The organism is uncultured Limosilactobacillus sp. (assembly GCF_934202705.1).
Classification (GTDB): domain Bacteria; phylum Bacillota; class Bacilli; order Lactobacillales; family Lactobacillaceae; genus Limosilactobacillus.
In genome coordinates this window covers 127,657-148,686 of record NZ_CAKPYE010000001.1, presented here as the reverse complement: position 1 = coordinate 148,686, position 21,030 = coordinate 127,657, and the positions used below count along the sequence as shown (strand labels likewise).

Here is a 21,030-nt window from a genome sequence, read left to right as displayed (position 1 = left end):
AAAATTAAGTTTGGAGGCAAAGACAATGCGTGTAAACATCACACTTGAATGCACTGAATGCCACGAACGGACTTACTTAACTAGTAAGAACCGTCGTAACAATCCCGATCGGCTTGAATTAAAGAAGTACTGCCCACGGGAACGTAAAGTTACCTTACATCGCGAAACTAAGTAAGGTTGTTGATTAAGCGTCATGGAATTTTTCCATGGCGTTTTTTTAACATTCCTTTTCAATGCTGCCAATCATCGGTATAATATTGGCCGTTAATTACTTAAGGAGGATTACTATGTATAGCAAAAAGGAAATGCGGCAAGCATACATTGCGCGATTGCAACAGTTAGATCTTAATACACGACTGGAAGAAGAAGGACGACTAACTGCTAAATTATATGACCAACTAGAATGGTTTAAGGCGAATACAATTGCTATTACATTAAGCCAGTCCTTTGAAATCAATACCGCGCCAATTATTCTTCATGCTCGTCATAAAGGACAACGGGTAGTGGTTCCTCGAACACTCCCGCATCGGCAGATGGAATTTGTAACGCTAACAGAAGAAACGGAATTTAATGAAAGCTATTTTGGTGTTTTAGAACCGGTGAATGGTCAAGTGGTTCACCCTAACGAAATTGACTTGATGATTGTACCCGGAGTGGCTTTTACTTTGGCAGGAAAACGGTTAGGCTTTGGTGGCGGTTATTACGATCGTTATTTAGCTAATTACCAAGGGCCAAAATTTTCTCTAGCGCTAAATACCCAATTGGCAGCTGATGATGAATGGTCAGATGATGAGTTTGATATTTCAATGGATAAAGTTATTAATTTAGTCAGCGATGCACAATAGGAGGATCGTATGAAGGATTCATTTCGCCGAATTCCAGTGACGCTGTCAATGATTGCGATTTGCGTCATTGTTTATTTGTGGATGGTTATACAGGGTGGGTCAACTAATACGGCTGTCTTAATTCACTCTGGTGCTAAATATACACCGTTGATTTTACAAGGCCAATGGTGGCGTCTAATCACAGCGGGCTTTGTTCATATTGGTATCCAGCATTTAGTGATTAACATGATTACCCTCTACTTTCTAGGAATGTATATTGAAACTCTTTTTGGTCATGTCAAAATGCTGATAATTTACTTAATGAGCATTATTGCTGGTAATTTAACGAGTATGCTTTTCCAGCCGGTTCAAGGAATTAGTGCGGGTGCTAGTACCGGTTTATTTGGTTTGTTTGGTGCTTTTATTTTGTTAGGAATTGTTTTTCGAGAAAATCTGGTGATCCGTCAATTAGCTCGTCAATTTTTAATTTTAGTAGTTTTTAATTTAGTAGCTGACTTAATGATGCCAGGAATTGATATTGCAGGTCATCTTGGCGGTTTATTTGGTGGATTCTTGAGTGCCGGGATGATAGGTTCAACAAAAATTGGCAAAATAGACTTGATAAAGCGTTTTCTTAGTGGCACTATATTAATTGTATTTATTATCTTAATGTTTTGGAAGGCGGTGTAGCAGGAATGAAACCGATTGTACACCTGCGAACTTTGTATGATGTTCAACAACTTCTAAAACGTTTTGACGTTTTCGTTTATGTTGGAAAGCGATTATGGGATATTGAGCTAATGGCGCTTGAAATTGATAATCTTTATCGAGTCAGGGTGATTGATAAGGCAATCTTTTTGCAGGCAAAGTTGGTTCTTAATCGTGAACACCAGTATGAACTTAAAATGGCAAAGGAAAGGAAGAACAAGAATGGAAACAAAGAACAAAAAGTTAATCGGAGTTGACCTCGGAGGCACTACCATTAAATTTGCAATTTTAACTGATAAAGGAGAAATTCAACAAAAGTGGTCGATTCGGACTAACATTTTAGATGAAGGTTCCCATATTGTTCCAGATATTGTGGATTCAATTAACCATCATATTGATCTTTACAAGATGAGTCGTGAACAATTTATTGGGATTGGAATGGGGACACCAGGAACCGTTAACCGTGAAAAGGGGACGGTCATTGGTGCATATAACTTAAATTGGAAAACTTTACAACCGGTTAAGGACCAAATCGAAGAAGGAACCGGACTAAAGTTTGCTCTTGATAATGATGCTAACTGTGCTGGCCTTGGTGAACGCTGGAAGGGTGCAGGTAATGATGGTGATGATGTTGCTTTTATTACTTTAGGGACCGGTGTTGGTGGTGGACTGATTGCTAACCGGAAATTAATCCACGGTGTCAATGGTGCCGGTGGTGAAGTTGGCCACATCATTGTTGAACCAGATGGTTATCAGTGTACTTGTGGAAATCGTGGCTGTTTAGAACAATACGCTTCAGCAACTGGAGTGGTGCATTTAGCCCAGGATATCGCCGAAGAATATGAAGGTGATTCTAAGTTAAAGGCAATGATTGATAATGGTGATGAAATTACTTCTAAGATTGTGTTTGATTTAGCAAAGGAACATGATTATCTTGCTAATCGGGTTGTTGAGCGAGTAACTTATTATTTAGGATTAGCAGCGGCCAATATCAGTAATACACTCAATCCAGAATACCTGGTAATTGGTGGTGGTGTTTCTGCAGCCGGCGACTTTTTATTAAGCCGAGTACAAAAGAATTTTGAAAAATTTGCCTTTCCAACTGTCCGGACATCGACTAAACTGAAGTTAGCTGAATTAGGAAATGATGCCGGCGTGATTGGTGCAGCATCATTAGCAGCTCAGTTTGAAAAGGCATAAGCCTAAATACTTAGAAAGTAGGGAAGAGAATTGGTAATTGGAGCAATTAGTACCAGTGCTTTAGTTTTGGATATTATCTTTATTGCAATTGTTATCATATGGTTAGGAAGTTATCTGTATGGGCGGTGGCGTCGGAATCGTTATGCAACTGTTTTAGATGAGGAAGCATTTCAAAAGGGGCTACATAAGGCTCAGGTTTTAGATGTGCGTCCTAAAAATCAGTTTGATCGTGGCCATATTTTAGGAGCACGGTCCATGCCGTTAACATTTTTACGTCAGCAAATGGATGAATTACGTCCAGACTTACCGGTATACCTGTATGATGAAGGAATGACTTTGAGCACTCAGGCGGCCGCATACCTTGGCAAGCGTGGCTTTAAGAAAGTTTATATCTTGAAAGATGGTTACGCCAAATGGTCTGGAAAAACCAAAAAGTCAAAGTATTTGGACTAATAAAAAAGGGACAACGCTCATTGTTGAACGCTGTCCCTTTTATATCGCTGGTACAATTACATTTGGTGGGCAGAACGACCTTTACGGTTAGCTGCTCGCCGGTTATTATCAAATTTTTCTTCAGTTTCTTCGATTGGCTCGATCACTGTTTTGTGAAATGTAATAATACCAGTAGCAACAGCTCCGAGGGTTGCCAAGGTGCCCAGAGCAAAACCTTTAGTAAATTGTTTCATAGTGGAAACTCCTTTCGTTCTTACTGGTTCCATTATGCAAGATTTTTTCAGATATTTCCAGTCATCTATAGGGAGGAGAGCCGAGATGGTTAAAGTTGTGGGAATTGTGGGGCCAACCGCTGTTGGCAAGACAGCATTATCAATTCAATTAGCTAAGCAATTACACGGTGAAGTTATTTCAGGAGATTCAATGCAGGTTTATCGTGGCTTGAATATTGGCACAGCCAAAATAAAGCCTGCTGAGATGTCAGGAGTGATCCATCATTTAATTGATATCCGAAATATTAACGAACGGTTTTCTGTAGCTGATTTTCAACATTTAGCAAATCAACTAATTGACGAAATTAGTGAACGAGGTCATTTACCAATTGTTGTAGGTGGAACCGGCTTCTATGTTCAGGCCCTCACTGATAACTTGGCGTTAGGGTTAGATCACTTTGATCAGCAATCTCAAGTGATTCGATCTAGATGGCATCAGATTGCAGAGCGGCGTGGCGACTCGTATGTATGGGACCATTTGAAGAAAATTGATCCAGCCGCTGCACAAAATATTCCTGTAGGGAATCTACGACGGGTTATTAGAGCAATTGAAGTCGTAGAGAAAACTGGAAAATCGTTTTCCAAACAACCACAACGACCAGCGAAAAATGATTTTTATTTAATCGGGTTGAATACTAATCGTCAAAAGCTCTATCATCGTATTAACGAACGGGTGGATGCGATGATTGATGAGGGATTAGTTACTGAAGCTCATCAGTTATATTTAGCTGGTGGGCAGGGTTATCAAGCTGGTAAGGGAATTGGTTATCGTGAACTGTTTCCTTATTTTGAGGGAGAGGTCAGCCTTCAGCAAGCGGTTGATAAAATTAAACTAGATTCACGTCATTATGCCAAACGACAGTTAACCTGGTTTAGAAATAAAATGAATGTTCATTGGTTTGACCTAGTGGGTGGTAGTTCAACAATTGAAGAAATTGCTAGTCAAGTTATAGAGTGGTTACAGGAATAAAAAAAGGTTTGAATCATTAACGATTCAAACCTTTTCGTGTAATAGTTTAATGTTTAATATTTAAATTAATCACTAAGCTTGGCGGCGTCAGCGTCGATCTTTGCAAAACCAGAGCCATCAGGCTTCTTTGAACCACGCTTTTCCATAGCTTTACGAGCCATTTCCTTGCGTTCTTGTTTACTTAAAGTCATCAACATTCGCCTCTTTCCAAATCCAAACAGTTGATTGATTCCTCTCTTATAGGATAACCAACTATTTTCATTATAGATCGATCATTTAGAATTGCAAATTTTTCGATAAATATTAAGAAATAGTACAAGATCAAGCGATTAACTTTAATTTACTATTCAGAATAGGTAAAATAAAACTATATAATTGCACACAATGTGTGTAACAGTTAAGGAGATATCATCCATGGCAAACGAGAAATATGACAAAGAAAATCAAGATGTTGGTGGAATGATTAATCAAGCCATTGTGCAGAAAATTGATTACTTAACTCAGCTAAAGGCTGCAGTTAATGATCATCAAGATGTAGAAATATATAAGTTACTTGATAATCAACGTTACGCTGCAGAAATTGAACATCGTGAACAACAAGCAAATGATGCTAGTGTAATGAACCTTGTTGATAATTTGGCTGATCAATTAAGTAATTACTTAAGCAAAAGTTTGATTGATTACCTGGGGAAGGCTTACCCATTCTTTTATTATGAAGAATACCAAACTGGCCATTATCGGATGTATTTTGGTAATTGGTGGGATCGCCGGCAATTTGGTGAACTTGATGTTTTGAATATTCGTTTTGCATTCAATCAGGATGAATATAATAAACTGGCACAGTCATTTAAGCTTAGTGAAGAAGGAAAAAAGTTTAATAGTGCACGGATTAAAAAGTTGTCAGAGGAAAATGATCATCTGCAAGCATTGATTGATTCTGCCACAGAACGCGAGCAAGAAAAGGCGGCCTTACAAAATGATTTAAAGGACGCTAATTCACGTTCAGGGCTGTTTGAGTCAAGCAAAAATAAAGAAGCTCGCCAGGATATCGTCGATCGAATTAGTGAATTGGAAGATCAAACAGAAGAAGCTCGTGGAGCTCAGTCGCATATTAAGCAAAATAATCAAACAGTTCTGGAACTTTCAAAAGAAAATACGATTTTGAGTTATGAACAAAAAAGTATCGTGGACAAGTTTGGTAGTTTTGAAGACTTTGAATTAGCTAATCGTAATCTGTATGCGAATTATTTAAAGCATTTAACGGGTCAAGATCGTGTTGATGGAAAGCAGGTGGCTGATCATGAGTAATGAGAAGATCCCTGAAACAGCAACGGAAAAAGTGCAGGCACTTAGTGATCAGCTCACGAATGGTTTACGAATTGGCGAACAATACGTTGCTTTACTGAATGAATTATGTAGTAAGACGAATCCTAAAGATCTATTGACCGCCACAACTAAATTAACCAAAATTAATTTGTCGTCACCATTTGTGAAGTTTTCTCATCATTATCAAGTTGCTGACTATTACTTGTTGTTTGTGGGGCGTCTGCTTGATCTAGGGAATATTACTGGACTAAATGTGGTTGAAAGTGCACAGAAGCATCAATTGTCAATGACTTCGACACATTTTGATAACGTTGAGTTTCGTTTTGAGCTTGATGCGCAGAATGGTGGAGCGTTTTTCACGGAACAAGAAAAGCACGAACCGTTGTTTTATCTTAATCTCGAACGCAAGGTTTTACGATTTAGTAATCGTGCTTTAATTAACTTCTTTGTTATTCGGGAAATTAGTCGGTATAGTGACTTAGATATTCAGGCAATGCTGAAATCATTAACTGATCTTTCAGCTATTCTGGAAAATGAATTAGGATTCACGGTTGACCTTGGTATCTTGGACACATCAAACGAGATCGTGTTCCCGCTTCAAGCTCCGGAGTTAGATTTGACGGTGATCGACAAGTTATTTGTTAAAACTACTGATACTGAATTTATGCTACTAAGCATGCCCAAAAATAACGGAGCACTGTTAAACCTAGATCGCCAAATTCAGCTAACACTATCATATGATCCTGATGACTACAGTAAACAATGGTATTTCCACGTTGGTGATCCGAAGGAACAATATTCATTATTTGATATTTTGCTGCATTATGAAATGATTCGGGAATGGTACCTTGATAACCGAGATGCATTGGCAGTGCACTCAGATCCGGTTATTTTTGCAGATTAAGAGGGGGCGAAATAGTTGTTAAATATTACCCAACTATTGCAGGACTCCATTTATTGTGATAATCAGGTTATTGATCAGCGCGATCTTTTATTAGGACCGGAGAGTCATCTAAAGGAAATCTTAGTTCATTGTGATCGTTCGTTAGCGATGCTTTATCATCCAGCAATTGATTATGACTTAGAAGCAGCTAATCAAGGCGTAGTAGATCATAGCTTGGTTTTGAAGAACTATGTGACGGTAATCCATTGGTTTCTATTATTCAGTGCTCAGAAGCAATGGACGCACTTGGTAGTGATAAACAAAGATAGTTATAAAAATTTGCTTGCTAGTCAAAGATTAACTAAACTAGCTGATCAAGATCAACAATATTTGACGATTAAGTATTTCCTATTAACTAGTTATTACACTCACCGGCAAGAGGACTTTCGCCATGCTTGGCATTTATTATTAAAATATGGCTTAGTAGATTTAAAGTTGGGATCGTCTGAAATTATGGATGAACATGAGCGATTAGTAAGGGATAATCTGAACAAGTAGAAAAATGGCGTTACTGCTCAAGTCAGTAACGCCATTTTCCTGTTGATAAGATAAAAGAAAAAGATCGGCTATGCTTTATGGGTATCAACACTTGCCGCGTGACGCCCTTGGGAGTGTTTTACCGGTTGAAAACCAGAAAACTTGGCCTGCCCAACTGCTGATAATGAAATAATTAATACGATGATGATTAATGGTAACATTTAAACACCCCCACAAAACATTGTCTAACTACTATTATTACCAGTATCATTCAAAATGCAATCTTTTTGTAATATTTAACACATTCTTTTAACATTTCTTAATAAATTAGCTGTTCTGCTTCAAAGGAGATTTTTTAAATTGACAAATTGACGAAAAATTATTATATTATTTACAGGTTTGGGAGGATAGCTCAACTGGATAGAGCATCGGTCTTCTAAACCGAAGGTTGTGGGTTCGATTCCCACTCTTCTCATTGAAAGCCGTAATAGGAAGTCCGGATGGGGGGCTTTCTTTTTTTTTAGCTGGTTCATTATAATCCAAAAAGCAATTCAAAATCGCTAGATTTAATTTTCATGTGATAAAATTTACATGATTGACGAAAATTTTGTAATTCATTAACTAAATTAAACATACAGGTATCAACAGCTAAATTGGAACCATTAAATAGATGAATCCACCATAAAATGTCTTGGTATTCTTTGACAAACGATTTCAGAGCTTATACACTGCAGGTAAAAGGGAATAATTAACGATTTAATTATCATAAGATGGAGGCTGATTTTTATGGCAGATAAGAAATTAGACCCTCGGGTAATCAAAACACGAACTAATTTACGTAAAGCATTAGTTTATCTGATGCAAAATGAAAAAATTGACAGTATTAGTGTTCAAAAGATTACTGATACTGCTCATATTACAAGGGGAACTTTTTATCTTCACTACAAGGATAAAAAAGACTTTATTCAAAAGGCAATGGATGAAATAATTAATGAATTCTTTGATTCTGTTATGATTAGTTCTGATTCCTTAGTTAAAGGCAAGACAATTCGATTGATGTCATTAAATAAAGCTTTTGAATATATTGAAAAGAATGCTGATATTTTCATAATTTTACTAGATCGTGCGCAAAATAATAACTTTTATCGTCAATTATATAGCCGATTGACTAAGGAAATGGAAGCCTTTATAAAAGAAATGGGCGATGATCTTGATGACATGGATGTACCAATGAAAGTTCAGGTGGCATTTACGGCTTCCGCAATGTTAGGGTTAATTGCACAATGGTTAAATAATGGATTGATTTATACTGCAAAGTACATGACTAAAACCGTTTCACGAATTATCAATCGATTTGAGGAAACTAGAATCCTTCTTCCATCATTTTTTGATGATAAATTAGAAACTGGTCTAAGTATTTAAGCTGTTTCTATTGACGTTTTGCTAAATAATTGGTAATATACAAACGTTGTATTTGTGAACCAACAACTACAACCGCACGGTTACAAGTGTAAAGCAATAGCTACTTGTACTGGCGAGTCTGAGATTTAAGGAGGTGCACAAGATGTACGCAATTATTGTTACTGGTGGAAAGCAATACAAAGTTGAAGAAGGTCAATCAATCTTTGTTGAAAAGCTGGATGTAAACGCGGGCGACAAGGTTACCTTTGATAAAGTCGTGTTTGTTGGCGGTAATGACACTAAGATTGGTACTCCATTTGTTGATGGGGCATCTGTTGAAGGTACTGTTGACAAGCAAGGTAAGGAAAAGAAGGTTGTTACCTTTAAGTACAAGCCAAAGAAGCATACCCACACTAAGCAGGGTCATCGTCAACCATATACCAAGGTTACGATCAATGCCATTAACGCCTAAGTGAGGTGGGATTATGATTCGTGCAGAATTTAATGTTACGCCGGATCACAAAATAGCTTCATTTAAATTAACTGGACATGCCGATGCCGGTGATTATGGTCATGACATCGTTTGTGCTGCAGTTTCAGTACTCACCATTTCAACGATTAATGGTTTAGAACGGGTTGTTCATACAAAACCTCAGGTTGAAATGAATGAGACAGAGGGTGGTTACATTAATGCCACCCAATTAGATTTGAGACATGATTCGCAAATCTTATTACAAACATTCTTGAATGGGATTCTTGATATTCAGGAACGTTATCATCAATACATTGAAGTTAAAATGTATGAAAAATAGTTCATTCTGGAGGTGAACGATTATGATTATGGATCTTCAATTCTTCTCCCACCATAAGGGGGGCGGTTCTACTGCCAACGGTCGTAACTCTGCCGGTCGTCGTCTTGGTACCAAGGCTGCGGATGGTTCTGTAGTTACTGCGGGCTCAATCATTTACCGTCAACGTGGTACTCACATCAATCCTGGTGAAAACGTTGGCCGTGGTGGTGACGATACATTATTTGCAAAGATCGATGGTGTTGTTAAATTCGAACGCATGGGTCGTAGCAAGCGTAAAGTTTCAGTTTACCCAGCTGAAGCTTAATGATGAAAAGCTTTCGTGTAGGCGAAAGCTTTTTTTGTTTTAACAATTGGGTTAATGGGAGCAAAAATGACGAGAATTAAGCATTTACAAGGCCAACTTTCTAAATTATATTTAGACGCCTTCTTAATTACGGATAGTAAAAATATTGAATATTTAACGGGCTTTTCATTAATAACAGGCGATGGTGTTTTATTAATTACTGAAGATCAGGCAATTATGGTTACTGATGCTCGTTATGAATTAGCACTGGCTGAGTATAATTCGAATGAAGTTGTGGGTTTAATCACAGCGGATTATTATGGCAGTCTTAATGAATTATGCCAAAAAATGCAAATACAGGTTTTAGGTTTTGAATCTTCTATTTCTTACCAAGTCTATGATTTGCTAGATGAAACGATGATGGCCGATTTGGTTCCATTCAATAATCTAATTGAAGAGCAACGCTCAGTAAAGGATGCAGTAGAGATCGATAAATTACAACGCTCAGCTGATCTAATGAGTGTTGGATATCAGTATGTTCTAGATATGATCAAACCAGGGATGACCGAACAGCATGTTGCTAATTGCCTTGATTTTTGGATGAAAGAGCACGGGGCAACTGCAGCGTCCTTTCCGCCAATTGTAGCTAGTGGTCCCAATTCTGCCAAACCTCACGCTACTGTTTCTTCTCGGCAAATCCAGGATGGCGATATTATCATTTTAGACTTTGGCTATTATGTTAATGGCTATACTGCAGACATGACCAGAACTTTTGCTATAGGTTCGATTGATCCTGAACTCCGTGATATATATCACATCGTGAATGAAGCACGTCAACGGGTGATTAATCATGCAATGGCGGGGATACATGGTGATAAATTGGATTACCATGGTCGTTCAATTATTAATGAGGCTGGGTATGGTGATAAATTCAATCACGGAATGGGACATGGAATTGGTTTGGATGTTCATGAATTGCCGGCAACGTACGGTCCTGTTACGCGTCAATTAAAATTAGTTGCCAATCAAGTAATTACTGTCGAACCTGGTATTTATATTCCACATTTTGGTGGTGTACGAATTGAGGATGATATTGTGATTACCCATGCTGGACCTCGTGTCTTAACCAATGCACCAACCGAGCTGAAAATTGTAAGGAATTAATTTTACGGTTGAGTGCAAATAATTAAGTGCTTTCCCGTTTGGAAAAAGATGGGAATTGTTGCAATTCCTGTTGATTTAGTGCAAAATAGTTACGATAAGCTATATGAAGAAAGATAATTGGAGGTCTGAGGATGGCTGAAGAATCAAAGATCGTTTTAAGCAGTGAAGACCAGACGTTAGGGGTAATTCAAATTTCTCCACGAGTTTTAGAATTTATTGCCGGTATTGCGGCTAGTCAAGTGGATGGCGTGGCTAAAATGTATCGGTCGTTGGCCAGCAATGTTGGTGAACTTTTAGGACGTTCAGATCATCGACGTGGTGTTAAACTGACGCGTTCTGATGATAGTTCATTAATGATTGATGTGGCAGTTTATCTTAACTATGGGGTATCTGTTCCGCAAGTGGCTGCTAAAATTCAGGAAAATGTCAAACAGCGGATTGCTTCCATGACGAACTTGAAAGTCACTACCGTGAATGTTCATGTTCAGGGAATTAATGCAGAAAAGGCAGAGAGTGACATTGACCCAAATGATATTTTTGGAACTCAAAATAATGACAAAGATGGTGATGAGTAGTGAGTTTTAGTCGACATACAATTCGCATTGGCGCGTTTCAAACCCTCTTTGCTTTGATTAATAATCCATTAGCAGATAAGAGTACTCTGTACGCGGAAGTTTTAAATCTTACACCAAATGAAGCTGCTCCTCAATATCTCGACCAATTAGTAACAGGTGTTCAAGATCATCAAGAAGAATTAGATGCAATTATTAGTTCATATTTAACTAATAATTGGACCATCGATCGGGTTGCCCGGACGAATCTAGTAATTCTTCGGATTGCTTTATATGAACTCCAATATGAAAAAGAATTACCAGCACCGATAGTGATTAATGAAGCTCTGGAATTAGCCAAGTCATTTAGTGATAATAAGTCACGGCGGTTTATTAACGGTGTGTTGGGGCACTATGAGCAAGAACATGACTAATGGTAGATTTGAACACATGAGTGAATTAGGAAAGAGGCTGGCATTGTCCAACCTCTTTTTTTCAATTTGAAAAGAGGGTCCAAATGGTAAAAATAATTGATGGTAAAAAAATTGCGGCAACCTTAAATCAAGAAACTGCTGCTCGAACAGCTACTTTAAGGAAGAATGGAATTATTCCTGGATTGGCAGTGATTTTAGTCGGTAATGATCCAGCCAGTGAAATCTATACGCGAAACAAGTCTCGTCAAGCAAAAAAACTAGGTTTTAAGTCAGTATTAAAAAAGTATCCTGACGATATTAGTGAAGAAATTCTTCTGAATGAAATTCAACAACTAAATAATGATCCCACAATTCATGGAATATTAGTTCAATTACCGTTACCAAAGCAAATTAACCAGAGTCACGTGATTGAAGCAATTGCTCCGCAAAAGGATGTTGATGGTTTTAACCCTGTGAACGTTGGCAAACTATATGCTAATGATCAATCCAATTACCCGGTGGCATGTACGCCGCGAGGAATTATGACAATGCTAGAACAGATGAAGGTTTCATTATCAGGAGCTGAAGTTACCATAATCGGACGGAGTAATTTGGTTGGCAAACCCCTCCAGGCATTAATGATTAATCAAGATGCCACCGTTACAATGCTTCACCATTCTAGTTCAGACATGAGTTATTATCTGAAACACGCTCAGATTATTGTGGTCGCGGTTGGCAAGCCTGAATTTTTAAAGGCGAAGGATGTTCAATCAGGAGCGGTGGTAATTGACGTGGGAATTAATCGCACTGCTAGTGGCCGCCTTGTTGGAGATGTTGATTATGCGGATGTTAGTCAAGTGGCTAGTGCAATTACTCCCGTACCTGGTGGTGTTGGACCAATGACAATTGCAACGTTAATGCAACAAACAGTTGATTTAGTAGAATGGAACGCAGCTAATGAATAAAGATGTAATTCAACCAGTTACTGTTAATCAGTTAACCAAGTATATTCGACGAAAGTTTCAGGCTGATCCATACATCTATCAAACTAATTTCTGGCTAGTTGGTGAACTCACTGATTATCGTCCGAGTAGTCGTCATCAATATTTTTCGTTGAAAGATGATAATGAAGAATTGCCCGCACATGAACAATATAAGATTAGTGCAGTGATGTTCGCCAATGATTTTCGAAAGGTTAAATTTACTCCAGAGAACGGAATGAAAGTCCTTGTATATGGACACGTTGATATTTATCCTAATCGTGGTTCTTACCAATTTTACGTAAGCCAGATGGAGGTTCAAGGGGTTGGCGCACTTCAAATTGCCTTTCAACAGATGTATGAAAAATTGAAAAAAGAGGGGCTATTTGATCAACCTAAGAAAGCAATTCGACCATTTCCTAACCGAGTTGCAATTGTGACAAGTAACGATGCAGCGGTTAAGCATGATATTATTACTACCTTTCGGCGCCGGAATCCGATAATTCAGTTGGTTTTTTATCCAACGAAGGTGCAGGGTGACGAGGCAGCAGCGATGATTGCACAACAAATTCGACGAGTGAGTGTAGATGGCAAATATGATACGCTGATTGTGGCTCGTGGTGGCGGTTCAAGAGGCGACTTATGGGCTTTTAATTCCGAGGAAGTAGGACGTGCCATTGCGGCTTGCTCCATTCCGGTCATTTCTTCGGTGGGCCACGAAGTTGATACAACCATTGCGGACCTAGTGGCTGATGACCGTGAAGCGACGCCAACTAGTGCAGCCGTTCGGGCATCAGAATGGCTATTATCAGACGTCAAATTAACAATTCAAAAAAATCGTCAACAGTTAGTGCATTCACTAAAAATCAGCAATGGTTTTCTTCAAGATAAATTAACAACTTTGCTGAACAATTACGTTTTTCAAGAACCATCCCGGATTTTAAATCAGCCGACGGAACGGTTAGATGATTTAAAACAACAGTTATTAATGAGTGTTCATCAACGACAACGAGTAATTCAACAGTCATTACGATTGTTAGAAATGCATTTAAATAATTCTTCTCCTGTTGATCGTTTGAAACAAGATCGTGAACGTCTTATGGGGTTGCAACGTATTCTGCAAACAGTTGGTAATCGGCAGCTTCACCAGTCAAATTCTGCATTAACTAATTTATTTAACCAGCTAACCGCCTTGAATCCAGAAAAGGTTTTGGCACGGGGATACAGTTATGTGATGAAAGAAAATCACGTTATTAAACAAGCGCATCAGCTTAGGGTTAATGATCTTGTCACCATTCATTTAGCTGACGGTGAAGTTGAAGCCGAAGTTAAACAAGTTAAAAACAAGGGAGTGTCGCAAAATGGCAACAACTAGGAACAAAAAGACCTTTGAAGAACAAATGGATGAATTACAAGAGATCGTTAATCGGTTGCAAAAGGGGGATCTTACCCTTGAGGATTCTATCAAACAATTTAAAAATGGAATGAAGCTTGCTAACAAATTGCAAACGCAATTAGACAAGGCCGATGAAACGTTAGCTCAATTAATGGGGAACGATGGTGACCTCCATCCTGCTGAAAAAGCTGGCGAAGATTTGAGTAATAACGGAATACAGAATCAAGGATACCATTCAGAATTTACTGACCAAAAAAGCAAGGAGCAGTCATGATTCAGAATTATCAAAATCAGATTAATCACTACTTAAATGATCATACGGCTGAGGAATGCGCGGAACCAACACTATCAACCGCGACAATGTATTCGCTGATGGCTGGTGGTAAGCGTCTGCGCCCGGCTTTGACTTTAGCAATTTGTGATGCATTCAAGGTTCCAATTAATCAAGACGTTCTTCGAGCGGCTTGTGCGGTTGAACTTTTACACACCTACTCATTAATTCATGATGATTTACCAGCAATGGATAATGATGATTTACGTCGGGGACGACCAACAAACCATCGCCGATTTGGAGCAGGAATGGCAACGTTAGCTGGAGATGGTTTACTGACGTTAGCATTTCAATGGGTAAGTGATAATCATCTCCCAAATAAGATTCAGCTAGAATTAGTTCGTGAATTATCCAGAGCAGCGGGACCAACGGGAATGGTCGCAGGACAGGCAATGGATATTCATAATGAGGGGCAGCGACTTGGCTTATCAGAGTTAAGATTGCTCCATCGAAAAAAGACGGGGGCGTTGCTGAGATATGCTGTTTTAGCCGGTGGAATTATTACCGGACAAACAACACAAGTCAAATCATTATTGGCGCGGTTTGGTGAAAATTATGGATTAGCTTTTCAAATTTATGATGATCTCATGGATGTGATCGGCAGCGAAGGTCAAATGGGGAAGGCGGTTCATAAAGATCAGGTCGAACAGAAGAATACTTATCCGAACTTGTTAGGACTTGAAGAAACGAAACGTCAACTATCATTGGTACTGGATCAGACGCGTAAATCAAAAGTTTCTCTAGAACAACAAACGCATTGCGATTTTAAAGTTTTGGAAGAATTTTTAGCGTATTTTAATATAGGTGAAATGGAATGAAAAAAGAACGGGTTGATGTATTATTAGTTAAACAGGGATTATTTGATTCTCGCGAACAGGCTAAACGTGCAGTCATGGCGGGAGAAATTCTCGGTAAAAATAATGAACGGTTAGATAAACCTGGGCAAAAGATTCCAATTACGACTACTTTACATCTGAAGGGAAAGAAAATGCCCTATGTAAGTCGTGGCGGGTTAAAGCTAGCGAAGGCTTTGCAAGTTTTTAATATTTCGGTGAAAGATTTGATTGTCTTAGATATTGGCTCATCGACTGGTGGCTTTACGGATGTAATGTTGCAAAATGGTGCAAAATTGAGTTATGCGTTAGATGTTGGTACTAATCAATTGGTGTGGCAATTACGCGATGATCCACGGGTAGTTGTGATGGAACAAACAAATTTTCGCTACAGCAAGTTAACGGATTTTAAAATGGGCCAACCAGAATTTGCGTCAATTGATGTTTCTTTTATTTCATTAAAATTGATTTTAGAACCACTGAGTAAAATTTTACGCTTGGGTGGATCTGTGGTCGCACTAATTAAACCACAATTTGAGGCAGGACGTGAGCATGTTGGTAAACATGGAATTGTGCGAGATCGTTCGGTTCATGAACAGGTTATCAAAAATGTTTGTCAGTTTGCAGTTGAAAACAACTTTGACGTTAAAAATTTGGATTATTCACCCATTAAAGGTGGTCAAGGCAATATCGAATTCCTAGTCCACCTTCAATTGACTGATCATCCTGGAACGATTTTATCCAATGTCAACGTTAATCAAGTTATTGACAATGCTTATGATGAATTGAAGTGATCATTAAGGGGGAGGAATCCTAAATGAAAAAGGCAGAGCGTCAAGCCGAAATTCGGGAAATTATTGAAAATAATGATGTAGAACGTCAAGAAGACTTAGTTCGTTTGCTAGTAGCGGCAGGAATTCAAGTTACTCAAGCAACGATTTCCCGTGATATTAAAGACATGCAATTAGTGAAAGTGCCAAATTCTGCTGGAGGTTACCGTTATCATATGCCAACGCATCATCAAGATAATAAGGAACAACAACTAGCAGATGCAGTTTCGAATGATTTACAATCGCTGAAACGCTCCGATCGTTTTTTATCTTTAACAATGCGTCCAGGACATGCACCAATGGCGGCGGTGTTGATAAAGCGGCTTAATTTTCCAGAGGTTTTTACAGCAATTGGTGACGATACAAGTGTATTAGTTGTCTGCCATTCTCCAGAAGACGCTGTAAAATTTGAACAAATTATTACAAAACTAAATTAGGGGAGAGTCCACTGTGTTACAGGAAATCACAATTGATAATTTAGCAATTATCGACCACCTGACGCTTGACTTTGGCCAAAATATGACCGTTTTGACTGGAGAAACTGGAGCAGGAAAGTCCATTATTATTGATGCGGTTGGTTTGTTAGCTGGAGCACGAGGATCACAGGAACTTATTCGCCAGGGAACAGATAAGTTAGAAGTGCAAGGGCAGTTTTTAATCCCGAACGATCCTTCTTATATTGACCTTTTAGACCATCTGGGAATCGATCACGCTGAACGAACACTGATTATCTCACGTGAAATTCGCCGAAACGGGCGAAATACAATTCGGGCCAACGGAACATTAATTAACACCACTCTTTTACGACAAATTGGCGCGCCACTTGTTGATATTCAAGGACAGAATGATAATCAACGATTACTACAATCAGATCAGCATTTGCCAATGTTGGATTATTTTGCTGGTGCGAAGGTCCAACAGCTACTAGTTCAGTATCAGAAGTCTTATCAACAATATCGAAACCTAAAGAAAAAATTGGAAACCAAGCAAGCTAATGAGCAGCAATGGGCACAGCGGTTAGATATGTTGCGTTATCAAGTGAATGAAATTAAAGCTGCTAACTTGAAGGCTGACGAAGAGGATTCGTTAATTAATGAACGCGATCGGCTAGATCATTTTCAACAAATTCAAAATACTTTAAAGCAGGTGGTGGCGATTTTAAATGGTGGCGAGACGACACCAGTATTAGACCAACTTGCGACTGCAATGGATGCGGTTAATGAAATTACACAATTTGACGATAATTATGAAGGAATTGGTAAAACACTGGAAGACTCTTATTATTCGCTCCAAGACGTTGCAAACCAAGCTAGCCATGAATTAGATGGTTTAGAGTTCGATGAGGAACGACTTAGTGAAATTAATACGCGTTTAGATTTAATTAATGATTTGGAAAGAAAATATGGTGATACGGTTACTGATGTCCTGAATTATTATGCCAAAATTACTCAAGAATTAACGGACATGGAAGGGACCGTGGATTCCGATGATGAAATGAAGCATCAATTATCAATGGTGGTGAACCAGCTTTCGGTCATTGGTGAACAATTAAGCGAGGAACGTAAGAAAGCTGCTAAAAAACTTGAAAAAAAGGTTCACCAAGAGCTAAGTGCTTTGTATATGGAGAAAGCGGTATTTACCGTTCACTTTGGTAAAACGCCTGCCCATACCTTTACAGCTACTGGAATTGATAATGCTGAATTTTACATCCAAACCAATCCCGGTGAGCGAATGGGACCGTTAGCTAAAATCGCTTCTGGTGGTGAGTTATCACGAGTGATGCTTGCATTAAAAACGATTTTTGCAGAGCAAGCAGATATTACCAGTATTATCTTCGATGAAGTAGATACTGGCGTCAGTGGGCGAGTAGCCCAGGCAATCGCGGATAAGATTAAAGTTATTGCTGATCATTCACAAGTATTATGTATAACTCACTTACCACAAGTTGCTGCAGTGGCCCAGCACCAGTTCTTGATTAAAAAACAGATTCATGAGAAGCGGACCACAACCACAGTAACTGAACTGAATCATCAAGAGCGAGTTGCGGAATTATCTAGAATGTTAGCTGGGGAAAAGATTACTAAACTAACCCGTGAACACGCAAGTGAACTTTTAAAAATGGCCCATGAATAGAAAAATGGAATTACTACTAACACGGTGAGAGAAATGTTAGTAACAATTCCATTTTATTATCCGGCAATGTAACGAATTTGACTTAAAGAAAAAATGTAAGAAACATTTACACTACGGAGAAGAAAACGTTTGTTTGAGAGTGCATACAATTTTCCTCGACAGTTTGTGATTTGTCCTTCGCTCGTTAAAGGATTAAATTGCACAAAAATTGATCGATGATCATTAACGGCGAGGTCAGTAAACAGTTTTCGTTGTGTTATTGGCTGAACTGGCAATACTTGCTTAACGGTGTCAGACCCATTAGTGGGCATCGGGTTACTAAAGAAGTTATGAAAATACCTGTTGAAGGCAAGAGACCCCCGACTAATAAGACTGTGACTTGGGTTGTTCATCTAATCATCTCCGAACGCTTGTTTGTAAAACAATTATACGAACAGGCGTTCAAAAAATCAAGTAGATTTCAAATTTTTTTATTTTGATCTTGGCGAACTGTTGAATTACAGCTGAATTTGTTTAATAATATTTACTAATTATTTTCATTATGAGGGGTTAATTAATCATGACAAAACGAGGAATGCTGATTGTACTTTCAGGTCCATCTGGTGTTGGTAAGGGGACGGTGCGAAAAGCGTTGTTTAATCAACCAGGCAACGATTTTCAATATTCCATTTCAATGACAACTCGTCAACCACGTCCAGGAGAGAAAAATGGTATTGACTACTTTTTCGTTTCTAAAGAGGAGTTTGAGCATAACATTCAAACCGGCCAGATGTTGGAATACGCAAAGTATGTTGACAACTATTATGGAACACCATTAAAATATATTGATGATACATTAGATTCTGGGAAGGATGTTTTTCTAGAAATCGAAGTTAATGGGGCGATGCAGGTACGTTCTAAGCGTCCTGATGGTGTTTTTATCTTCCTAACACCACCTGATTTAATGGAACTTAAGCATCGTTTGATTCACCGCGGAACAGATAGCATGGACGTGATTAATAAGCGGATTCATAAGGCATTTGGCGAAATCGAAATGATGCAGAATTATGATTATGCGGTTGTTAATGACCAAGTTGATAATGCCGTGGAAAAGATCAAAGGAATCATTCGGACTGAACGGTTACGGGTGCCTCGAGTAATGCCAGATTATCTTGAAATGTTAGGAGATTCAGAAAAATGATTTTATATCCATCAGTAGATGAATTATTAAAACGGGTCGATTCACGATACTCACTGATTATGTTAGCTAGTAAGCGAGCACATGAAATCGATAAGTATGAAGCTGATCAATGGCGTGCAGATCACAGTGATAAGCCAGTCAACATGGAAGGTGATAAGCCACTATTACTGGATCGCTATCGGTCGGCCAAGTCGGTTGGTAAGGCATTGGAAGAAATTGAAGCCGGTAAGGTAACAATTGATCCATTCCATACTGAAGATAAACAAGATTAATGAACCTTTTGATGGGTTGGAAGATAACTATAGTTATTTTCTAACCCTTTAATTATTTTTTCAGAAATTTGGTGAAAACAATGGCAAAAATTCTGGTACATGTTAGTGGAAGTATCGCTGCTTTTAAGGCGGTGACGGTCGTTAGAAGGTTGCAAAGAGACCACCACCAAGTGCGGGTGACCATGACTAAATCAGCAACCCAATTAATTGGTCCAGCAACTTTTGCGGCATTGACCCATTACCCAGTTCTTACGGATTTATGGCAGCCGTCAGTTAACGGTAGTATTCCTCATATAGAATTAGCAGACTGGGCAGATTATTCGATAGTGGTCCCGGCAAGTGCCGATGTTATTGCGAAACTTGCTAATGGAATTGCTGATGATGCTGTTACAACTACAGTCTTGGCGACAGCTACACCAGTGGTTATAGTTCCGGCAATGAATACGCATATGTGGAATCAATTAGCTACTCAACGAAATATTGACCAATTGCGTCGTGATGGACGGATTATTATGGAGCCAGTTAAAGGTCAGTTAGCAGAAGGGTATTCTGGAGACGGACGAATGCCTGAGCCGACAGCGGTAACTGCATTGATAAATGATTTAATGGCGAATCACCATCTTTTACAAGGAAAGTCTGTATTGATTTCTCTTGGTGGTACTGTTGCTCCGATTGATCCAGTTCGTTATATCGGAAATTGGTCCTCTGGGAAAATGGGTTGGGCCATTGCACAAGCCGCTTTAAAAATGGGTGCCGATGTCACAGTAGTGGCGGGGCGTACTAGCATCGCTCTTAAGGAACAAAGTCGGTTAACGATTCAGCGAGTTCAAACGACCCAAGAAATGTACGAAGCTATTTCTAAAGCTTTCCCACAATGTGACGTTTTAATCATGGCGGCAGCGGTAGCAGATTTCACTCCGACAAAGATGATTTCACAAAAGATAAAAAAACAAGATGATCAAACTGGTATTCAGCTCCAGTTAACGCCAGCAATTGACATTTTACGAACGATGGGACACCAAAAGAATCATCAAATCGTTGTTGGATTTGCTGCAGAAACGAAGGATGTTTTGGCTAATGCGCAGAAAAAGTTGGTCACTAAAGGTGCCGACATAATAGTTGCAAATGATGTTAGTCAAAAAGGAACCGGTTTTGATGCTGATAATAATCAGGTGACGATTTTGCGAGCACATCAAGAACCGCTTGTGTGGCCACTGGCATCGAAAAACCAAATTGGTCTGCAATTAATGCAATTAATCAAAGAAATGTTGTCTTAAC

General features: G+C 38.8%; 31 protein-coding genes, 1 tRNA gene and 1 other annotated feature. Of the genes, 28 read left to right on the top strand and 4 right to left on the bottom strand.

Going from position 1 to position 21,030, the window contains the following annotated elements; all coding sequences use genetic code 11:
• Nucleotides 1-25: 25 nt before the first annotated feature.
• From rpmG to Q0C76_RS00665, 6 genes are all read left to right on the top strand, one after another.
• Nucleotides 26-175 (top strand): 50S ribosomal protein L33, encoded by a 150-nt coding sequence (rpmG, locus tag Q0C76_RS00690; RefSeq protein WP_006916314.1) that lies wholly within the window; start codon nucleotides 26-28, stop codon nucleotides 173-175.
• A 112-nt stretch (nucleotides 176-287) separates the two neighbouring features.
• Nucleotides 288-845, top strand: a complete 558-nt coding sequence (locus Q0C76_RS00685) for a 5-formyltetrahydrofolate cyclo-ligase (protein WP_295728367.1) — start codon at nucleotides 288-290, stop codon at nucleotides 843-845.
• Between the two features lie 9 nt (nucleotides 846-854).
• On the top strand, nucleotides 855-1,514 hold the full coding sequence (locus tag Q0C76_RS00680) for a rhomboid family intramembrane serine protease (protein WP_295728365.1): 660 nt from the start codon (nucleotides 855-857) through the stop codon (nucleotides 1,512-1,514).
• Between the two features lie 23 nt (nucleotides 1,515-1,537).
• Nucleotides 1,538-1,789 (top strand): YqgQ family protein, encoded by a 252-nt coding sequence (locus tag Q0C76_RS00675; protein ID WP_295728675.1) that lies wholly within the window; start codon nucleotides 1,538-1,540, stop codon nucleotides 1,787-1,789.
• Nucleotides 1,755-2,732: an ROK family glucokinase gene (locus Q0C76_RS00670; protein ID WP_295728362.1), complete on the top strand. Its 978-nt coding sequence runs from the start codon at nucleotides 1,755-1,757 to the stop codon at nucleotides 2,730-2,732. The genes Q0C76_RS00675 and Q0C76_RS00670 overlap by 35 nt, the downstream gene beginning before the upstream one ends.
• Nucleotides 2,733-2,762: 30 nt before the next feature.
• Entirely contained in the window at nucleotides 2,763-3,185 is a 423-nt protein-coding gene (locus Q0C76_RS00665) for a rhodanese-like domain-containing protein (protein ID WP_295728322.1), read from the top strand.
• Nucleotides 3,186-3,241: 56 nt separating this feature from the next.
• Here the strand turns inward: Q0C76_RS00665 and Q0C76_RS00660 are convergent, their stop codons facing one another.
• Nucleotides 3,242-3,418 (bottom strand): DUF3042 family protein, encoded by a 177-nt coding sequence (locus tag Q0C76_RS00660; RefSeq protein WP_295728320.1) that lies wholly within the window; start codon nucleotides 3,416-3,418, stop codon nucleotides 3,242-3,244.
• An 85-nt stretch (nucleotides 3,419-3,503) separates the two neighbouring features.
• Here Q0C76_RS00660 and miaA point away from each other — a divergent pair, with 85 nt between their 5' ends.
• Nucleotides 3,504-4,427: a tRNA (adenosine(37)-N6)-dimethylallyltransferase MiaA gene (gene miaA / locus Q0C76_RS00655; RefSeq protein ID WP_295728318.1), complete on the top strand. Its 924-nt coding sequence runs from the start codon at nucleotides 3,504-3,506 to the stop codon at nucleotides 4,425-4,427.
• A gap of 65 nt (nucleotides 4,428-4,492) precedes the next feature.
• Here the strand turns inward: miaA and Q0C76_RS00650 are convergent, their stop codons facing one another.
• On the bottom strand, nucleotides 4,493-4,618 hold the full coding sequence (locus tag Q0C76_RS00650) for a hypothetical protein (RefSeq protein ID WP_295728315.1): 126 nt from the start codon (nucleotides 4,616-4,618) through the stop codon (nucleotides 4,493-4,495).
• Nucleotides 4,619-4,841: 223 nt separating this feature from the next.
• Here Q0C76_RS00650 and Q0C76_RS00645 point away from each other — a divergent pair, with 223 nt between their 5' ends.
• The 3 genes from Q0C76_RS00645 to Q0C76_RS00635 are packed head-to-tail and all read left to right on the top strand — an operon-like array spanning nucleotide 4,842 to nucleotide 7,194.
• Nucleotides 4,842-5,735: an exonuclease SbcC gene (locus Q0C76_RS00645; protein ID WP_295728312.1), complete on the top strand. Its 894-nt coding sequence runs from the start codon at nucleotides 4,842-4,844 to the stop codon at nucleotides 5,733-5,735.
• Complete coding sequence (locus Q0C76_RS00640; protein ID WP_295728310.1) at nucleotides 5,728-6,657, top strand: hypothetical protein; 930 nt, start codon at nucleotides 5,728-5,730, stop codon at nucleotides 6,655-6,657. The genes Q0C76_RS00645 and Q0C76_RS00640 overlap by 8 nt, the downstream gene beginning before the upstream one ends.
• Nucleotides 6,658-6,672: 15 nt before the next feature.
• Nucleotides 6,673-7,194, top strand: a complete 522-nt coding sequence (locus tag Q0C76_RS00635; protein ID WP_295728307.1) for a dUTPase — start codon at nucleotides 6,673-6,675, stop codon at nucleotides 7,192-7,194.
• A 68-nt stretch (nucleotides 7,195-7,262) separates the two neighbouring features.
• Here Q0C76_RS00635 and Q0C76_RS00630 read toward each other — a convergent pair whose 3' ends face one another.
• Nucleotides 7,263-7,394: a hypothetical protein gene (locus Q0C76_RS00630; RefSeq protein WP_295728305.1), complete on the bottom strand. Its 132-nt coding sequence runs from the start codon at nucleotides 7,392-7,394 to the stop codon at nucleotides 7,263-7,265.
• A 180-nt stretch (nucleotides 7,395-7,574) separates the two neighbouring features.
• Here Q0C76_RS00630 and Q0C76_RS00625 point away from each other — a divergent pair.
• From Q0C76_RS00625 to recN, 15 genes are all read left to right on the top strand, one after another.
• Nucleotides 7,575-7,648, top strand: a tRNA-Arg gene (locus Q0C76_RS00625).
• A 311-nt stretch (nucleotides 7,649-7,959) separates the two neighbouring features.
• Nucleotides 7,960-8,595, top strand: coding sequence for a TetR/AcrR family transcriptional regulator (locus Q0C76_RS00620; protein ID WP_295728303.1), 636 nt, complete (start codon nucleotides 7,960-7,962; stop codon nucleotides 8,593-8,595).
• A gap of 60 nt (nucleotides 8,596-8,655) precedes the next feature.
• Nucleotides 8,656-8,725, top strand: a sequence feature (ribosomal protein L21 leader region).
• 12 nt (nucleotides 8,726-8,737) lie between these two features.
• Nucleotides 8,738-9,046, top strand: coding sequence for a 50S ribosomal protein L21 (gene rplU / locus Q0C76_RS00615; protein WP_295728300.1), 309 nt, complete (start codon nucleotides 8,738-8,740; stop codon nucleotides 9,044-9,046).
• Between the two features lie 13 nt (nucleotides 9,047-9,059).
• A complete protein-coding gene (locus Q0C76_RS00610) occupies nucleotides 9,060-9,386 on the top strand; it encodes a ribosomal-processing cysteine protease Prp (RefSeq protein WP_295728298.1) in 327 nt (108 codons plus the stop codon).
• Between the two features lie 22 nt (nucleotides 9,387-9,408).
• A complete protein-coding gene (gene rpmA, locus Q0C76_RS00605) occupies nucleotides 9,409-9,690 on the top strand; it encodes a 50S ribosomal protein L27 (protein ID WP_006916294.1) in 282 nt (93 codons plus the stop codon).
• Nucleotides 9,691-9,756: 66 nt separating this feature from the next.
• A complete protein-coding gene (locus tag Q0C76_RS00600; protein WP_295728295.1) occupies nucleotides 9,757-10,833 on the top strand; it encodes a Xaa-Pro peptidase family protein in 1,077 nt (358 codons plus the stop codon).
• 131 nt (nucleotides 10,834-10,964) lie between these two features.
• Nucleotides 10,965-11,408 (top strand): Asp23/Gls24 family envelope stress response protein, encoded by a 444-nt coding sequence (locus Q0C76_RS00595; protein WP_295728292.1) that lies wholly within the window; start codon nucleotides 10,965-10,967, stop codon nucleotides 11,406-11,408.
• Nucleotides 11,408-11,818: a transcription antitermination factor NusB gene (nusB, locus tag Q0C76_RS00590; protein WP_295728289.1), complete on the top strand. Its 411-nt coding sequence runs from the start codon at nucleotides 11,408-11,410 to the stop codon at nucleotides 11,816-11,818. Before Q0C76_RS00595 ends, nusB begins: the two co-directional genes overlap by 1 nt.
• Before the next feature lie 83 nt (nucleotides 11,819-11,901).
• The gene (locus Q0C76_RS00585) at nucleotides 11,902-12,762 is read left to right on the top strand and encodes a bifunctional 5,10-methylenetetrahydrofolate dehydrogenase/5,10-methenyltetrahydrofolate cyclohydrolase (RefSeq protein ID WP_295728286.1); all 861 of its coding nucleotides are present in this window, start codon (nucleotides 11,902-11,904) and stop codon (nucleotides 12,760-12,762) included.
• Nucleotides 12,755-14,152, top strand: a complete 1,398-nt coding sequence (xseA, locus tag Q0C76_RS00580) for an exodeoxyribonuclease VII large subunit (RefSeq protein ID WP_295728283.1) — start codon at nucleotides 12,755-12,757, stop codon at nucleotides 14,150-14,152. Before Q0C76_RS00585 ends, xseA begins: the two co-directional genes overlap by 8 nt.
• Nucleotides 14,139-14,447 (top strand): exodeoxyribonuclease VII small subunit, encoded by a 309-nt coding sequence (locus Q0C76_RS00575; RefSeq protein WP_295728280.1) that lies wholly within the window; start codon nucleotides 14,139-14,141, stop codon nucleotides 14,445-14,447. Before xseA ends, Q0C76_RS00575 begins: the two co-directional genes overlap by 14 nt.
• A complete protein-coding gene (locus Q0C76_RS00570; RefSeq protein ID WP_295728278.1) occupies nucleotides 14,444-15,322 on the top strand; it encodes a polyprenyl synthetase family protein in 879 nt (292 codons plus the stop codon). Before Q0C76_RS00575 ends, Q0C76_RS00570 begins: the two co-directional genes overlap by 4 nt.
• Nucleotides 15,319-16,131, top strand: a complete 813-nt coding sequence (locus tag Q0C76_RS00565; protein ID WP_295728276.1) for a TlyA family RNA methyltransferase — start codon at nucleotides 15,319-15,321, stop codon at nucleotides 16,129-16,131. The genes Q0C76_RS00570 and Q0C76_RS00565 overlap by 4 nt, the downstream gene beginning before the upstream one ends.
• Nucleotides 16,132-16,154: 23 nt before the next feature.
• A complete protein-coding gene (locus tag Q0C76_RS00560; protein WP_295728273.1) occupies nucleotides 16,155-16,604 on the top strand; it encodes an arginine repressor in 450 nt (149 codons plus the stop codon).
• Between the two features lie 13 nt (nucleotides 16,605-16,617).
• Complete coding sequence (recN, locus tag Q0C76_RS00555; RefSeq protein ID WP_295728268.1) at nucleotides 16,618-18,300, top strand: DNA repair protein RecN; 1,683 nt, start codon at nucleotides 16,618-16,620, stop codon at nucleotides 18,298-18,300.
• Between the two features lie 56 nt (nucleotides 18,301-18,356).
• Here the strand turns inward: recN and Q0C76_RS00550 are convergent, their stop codons facing one another.
• A complete protein-coding gene (locus tag Q0C76_RS00550) occupies nucleotides 18,357-18,692 on the bottom strand; it encodes a hypothetical protein (protein WP_295728266.1) in 336 nt (111 codons plus the stop codon).
• Nucleotides 18,693-18,859: 167 nt separating this feature from the next.
• Here Q0C76_RS00550 and gmk point away from each other — a divergent pair, with 167 nt between their 5' ends.
• The 3 genes from gmk (at nucleotide 18,860) to coaBC (ending at nucleotide 21,029) form a co-directional block, all read left to right on the top strand.
• Nucleotides 18,860-19,480 (top strand): guanylate kinase, encoded by a 621-nt coding sequence (gene gmk, locus Q0C76_RS00545; RefSeq protein WP_295728264.1) that lies wholly within the window; start codon nucleotides 18,860-18,862, stop codon nucleotides 19,478-19,480.
• On the top strand, nucleotides 19,477-19,752 hold the full coding sequence (rpoZ, locus tag Q0C76_RS00540) for a DNA-directed RNA polymerase subunit omega (protein WP_295728260.1): 276 nt from the start codon (nucleotides 19,477-19,479) through the stop codon (nucleotides 19,750-19,752). The genes gmk and rpoZ overlap by 4 nt, the downstream gene beginning before the upstream one ends.
• 80 nt (nucleotides 19,753-19,832) lie before the next feature.
• Entirely contained in the window at nucleotides 19,833-21,029 is a 1,197-nt protein-coding gene (gene coaBC, locus Q0C76_RS00535; protein WP_295728257.1) for a bifunctional phosphopantothenoylcysteine decarboxylase/phosphopantothenate--cysteine ligase CoaBC, read from the top strand.
• The last annotated feature ends 1 nt before the right edge of the window (nucleotide 21,030 follow it).

Bases quoted from the DNA above. Each gene is read 5' to 3' on its own strand.
- rpmG (WP_006916314.1), top strand. From the start codon at position 26: ATGCGTGTAAACATCACACTTGAATGCACTGAATGCCACGAACGGACT.
- Q0C76_RS00685 (WP_295728367.1), top strand. From the start codon at position 288: ATGTATAGCAAAAAGGAAATGCGGCAAGCATACATTGCGCGATTGCAA.
- Q0C76_RS00680 (WP_295728365.1), top strand. From the start codon at position 855: ATGAAGGATTCATTTCGCCGAATTCCAGTGACGCTGTCAATGATTGCG.
- Q0C76_RS00670 (WP_295728362.1), top strand. From the start codon at position 1,755: ATGGAAACAAAGAACAAAAAGTTAATCGGAGTTGACCTCGGAGGCACT.
- Q0C76_RS00660 (WP_295728320.1), bottom strand. From the start codon at position 3,418: ATGAAACAATTTACTAAAGGTTTTGCTCTGGGCACCTTGGCAACCCTC.
- miaA (WP_295728318.1), top strand. From the start codon at position 3,504: ATGGTTAAAGTTGTGGGAATTGTGGGGCCAACCGCTGTTGGCAAGACA.
- Q0C76_RS00650 (WP_295728315.1), bottom strand. From the start codon at position 4,618: ATGACTTTAAGTAAACAAGAACGCAAGGAAATGGCTCGTAAAGCTATG.
- Q0C76_RS00645 (WP_295728312.1), top strand. From the start codon at position 4,842: ATGGCAAACGAGAAATATGACAAAGAAAATCAAGATGTTGGTGGAATG.
- Q0C76_RS00640 (WP_295728310.1), top strand. From the start codon at position 5,728: ATGAGTAATGAGAAGATCCCTGAAACAGCAACGGAAAAAGTGCAGGCA.
- Q0C76_RS00630 (WP_295728305.1), bottom strand. From the start codon at position 7,394: ATGTTACCATTAATCATCATCGTATTAATTATTTCATTATCAGCAGTT.
- Q0C76_RS00620 (WP_295728303.1), top strand. From the start codon at position 7,960: ATGGCAGATAAGAAATTAGACCCTCGGGTAATCAAAACACGAACTAAT.
- rplU (WP_295728300.1), top strand. From the start codon at position 8,738: ATGTACGCAATTATTGTTACTGGTGGAAAGCAATACAAAGTTGAAGAA.
- Q0C76_RS00610 (WP_295728298.1), top strand. From the start codon at position 9,060: ATGATTCGTGCAGAATTTAATGTTACGCCGGATCACAAAATAGCTTCA.
- rpmA (WP_006916294.1), top strand. From the start codon at position 9,409: ATGATTATGGATCTTCAATTCTTCTCCCACCATAAGGGGGGCGGTTCT.
- Q0C76_RS00600 (WP_295728295.1), top strand. From the start codon at position 9,757: ATGACGAGAATTAAGCATTTACAAGGCCAACTTTCTAAATTATATTTA.
- Q0C76_RS00595 (WP_295728292.1), top strand. From the start codon at position 10,965: ATGGCTGAAGAATCAAAGATCGTTTTAAGCAGTGAAGACCAGACGTTA.
- Q0C76_RS00585 (WP_295728286.1), top strand. From the start codon at position 11,902: ATGGTAAAAATAATTGATGGTAAAAAAATTGCGGCAACCTTAAATCAA.
- xseA (WP_295728283.1), top strand. From the start codon at position 12,755: ATGAATAAAGATGTAATTCAACCAGTTACTGTTAATCAGTTAACCAAG.
- Q0C76_RS00575 (WP_295728280.1), top strand. From the start codon at position 14,139: ATGGCAACAACTAGGAACAAAAAGACCTTTGAAGAACAAATGGATGAA.
- Q0C76_RS00570 (WP_295728278.1), top strand. From the start codon at position 14,444: ATGATTCAGAATTATCAAAATCAGATTAATCACTACTTAAATGATCAT.
- Q0C76_RS00565 (WP_295728276.1), top strand. From the start codon at position 15,319: ATGAAAAAAGAACGGGTTGATGTATTATTAGTTAAACAGGGATTATTT.
- Q0C76_RS00560 (WP_295728273.1), top strand. From the start codon at position 16,155: ATGAAAAAGGCAGAGCGTCAAGCCGAAATTCGGGAAATTATTGAAAAT.
- Q0C76_RS00550 (WP_295728266.1), bottom strand. From the start codon at position 18,692: ATGAACAACCCAAGTCACAGTCTTATTAGTCGGGGGTCTCTTGCCTTC.
- gmk (WP_295728264.1), top strand. From the start codon at position 18,860: ATGACAAAACGAGGAATGCTGATTGTACTTTCAGGTCCATCTGGTGTT.
- rpoZ (WP_295728260.1), top strand. From the start codon at position 19,477: ATGATTTTATATCCATCAGTAGATGAATTATTAAAACGGGTCGATTCA.
- coaBC (WP_295728257.1), top strand. From the start codon at position 19,833: ATGGCAAAAATTCTGGTACATGTTAGTGGAAGTATCGCTGCTTTTAAG.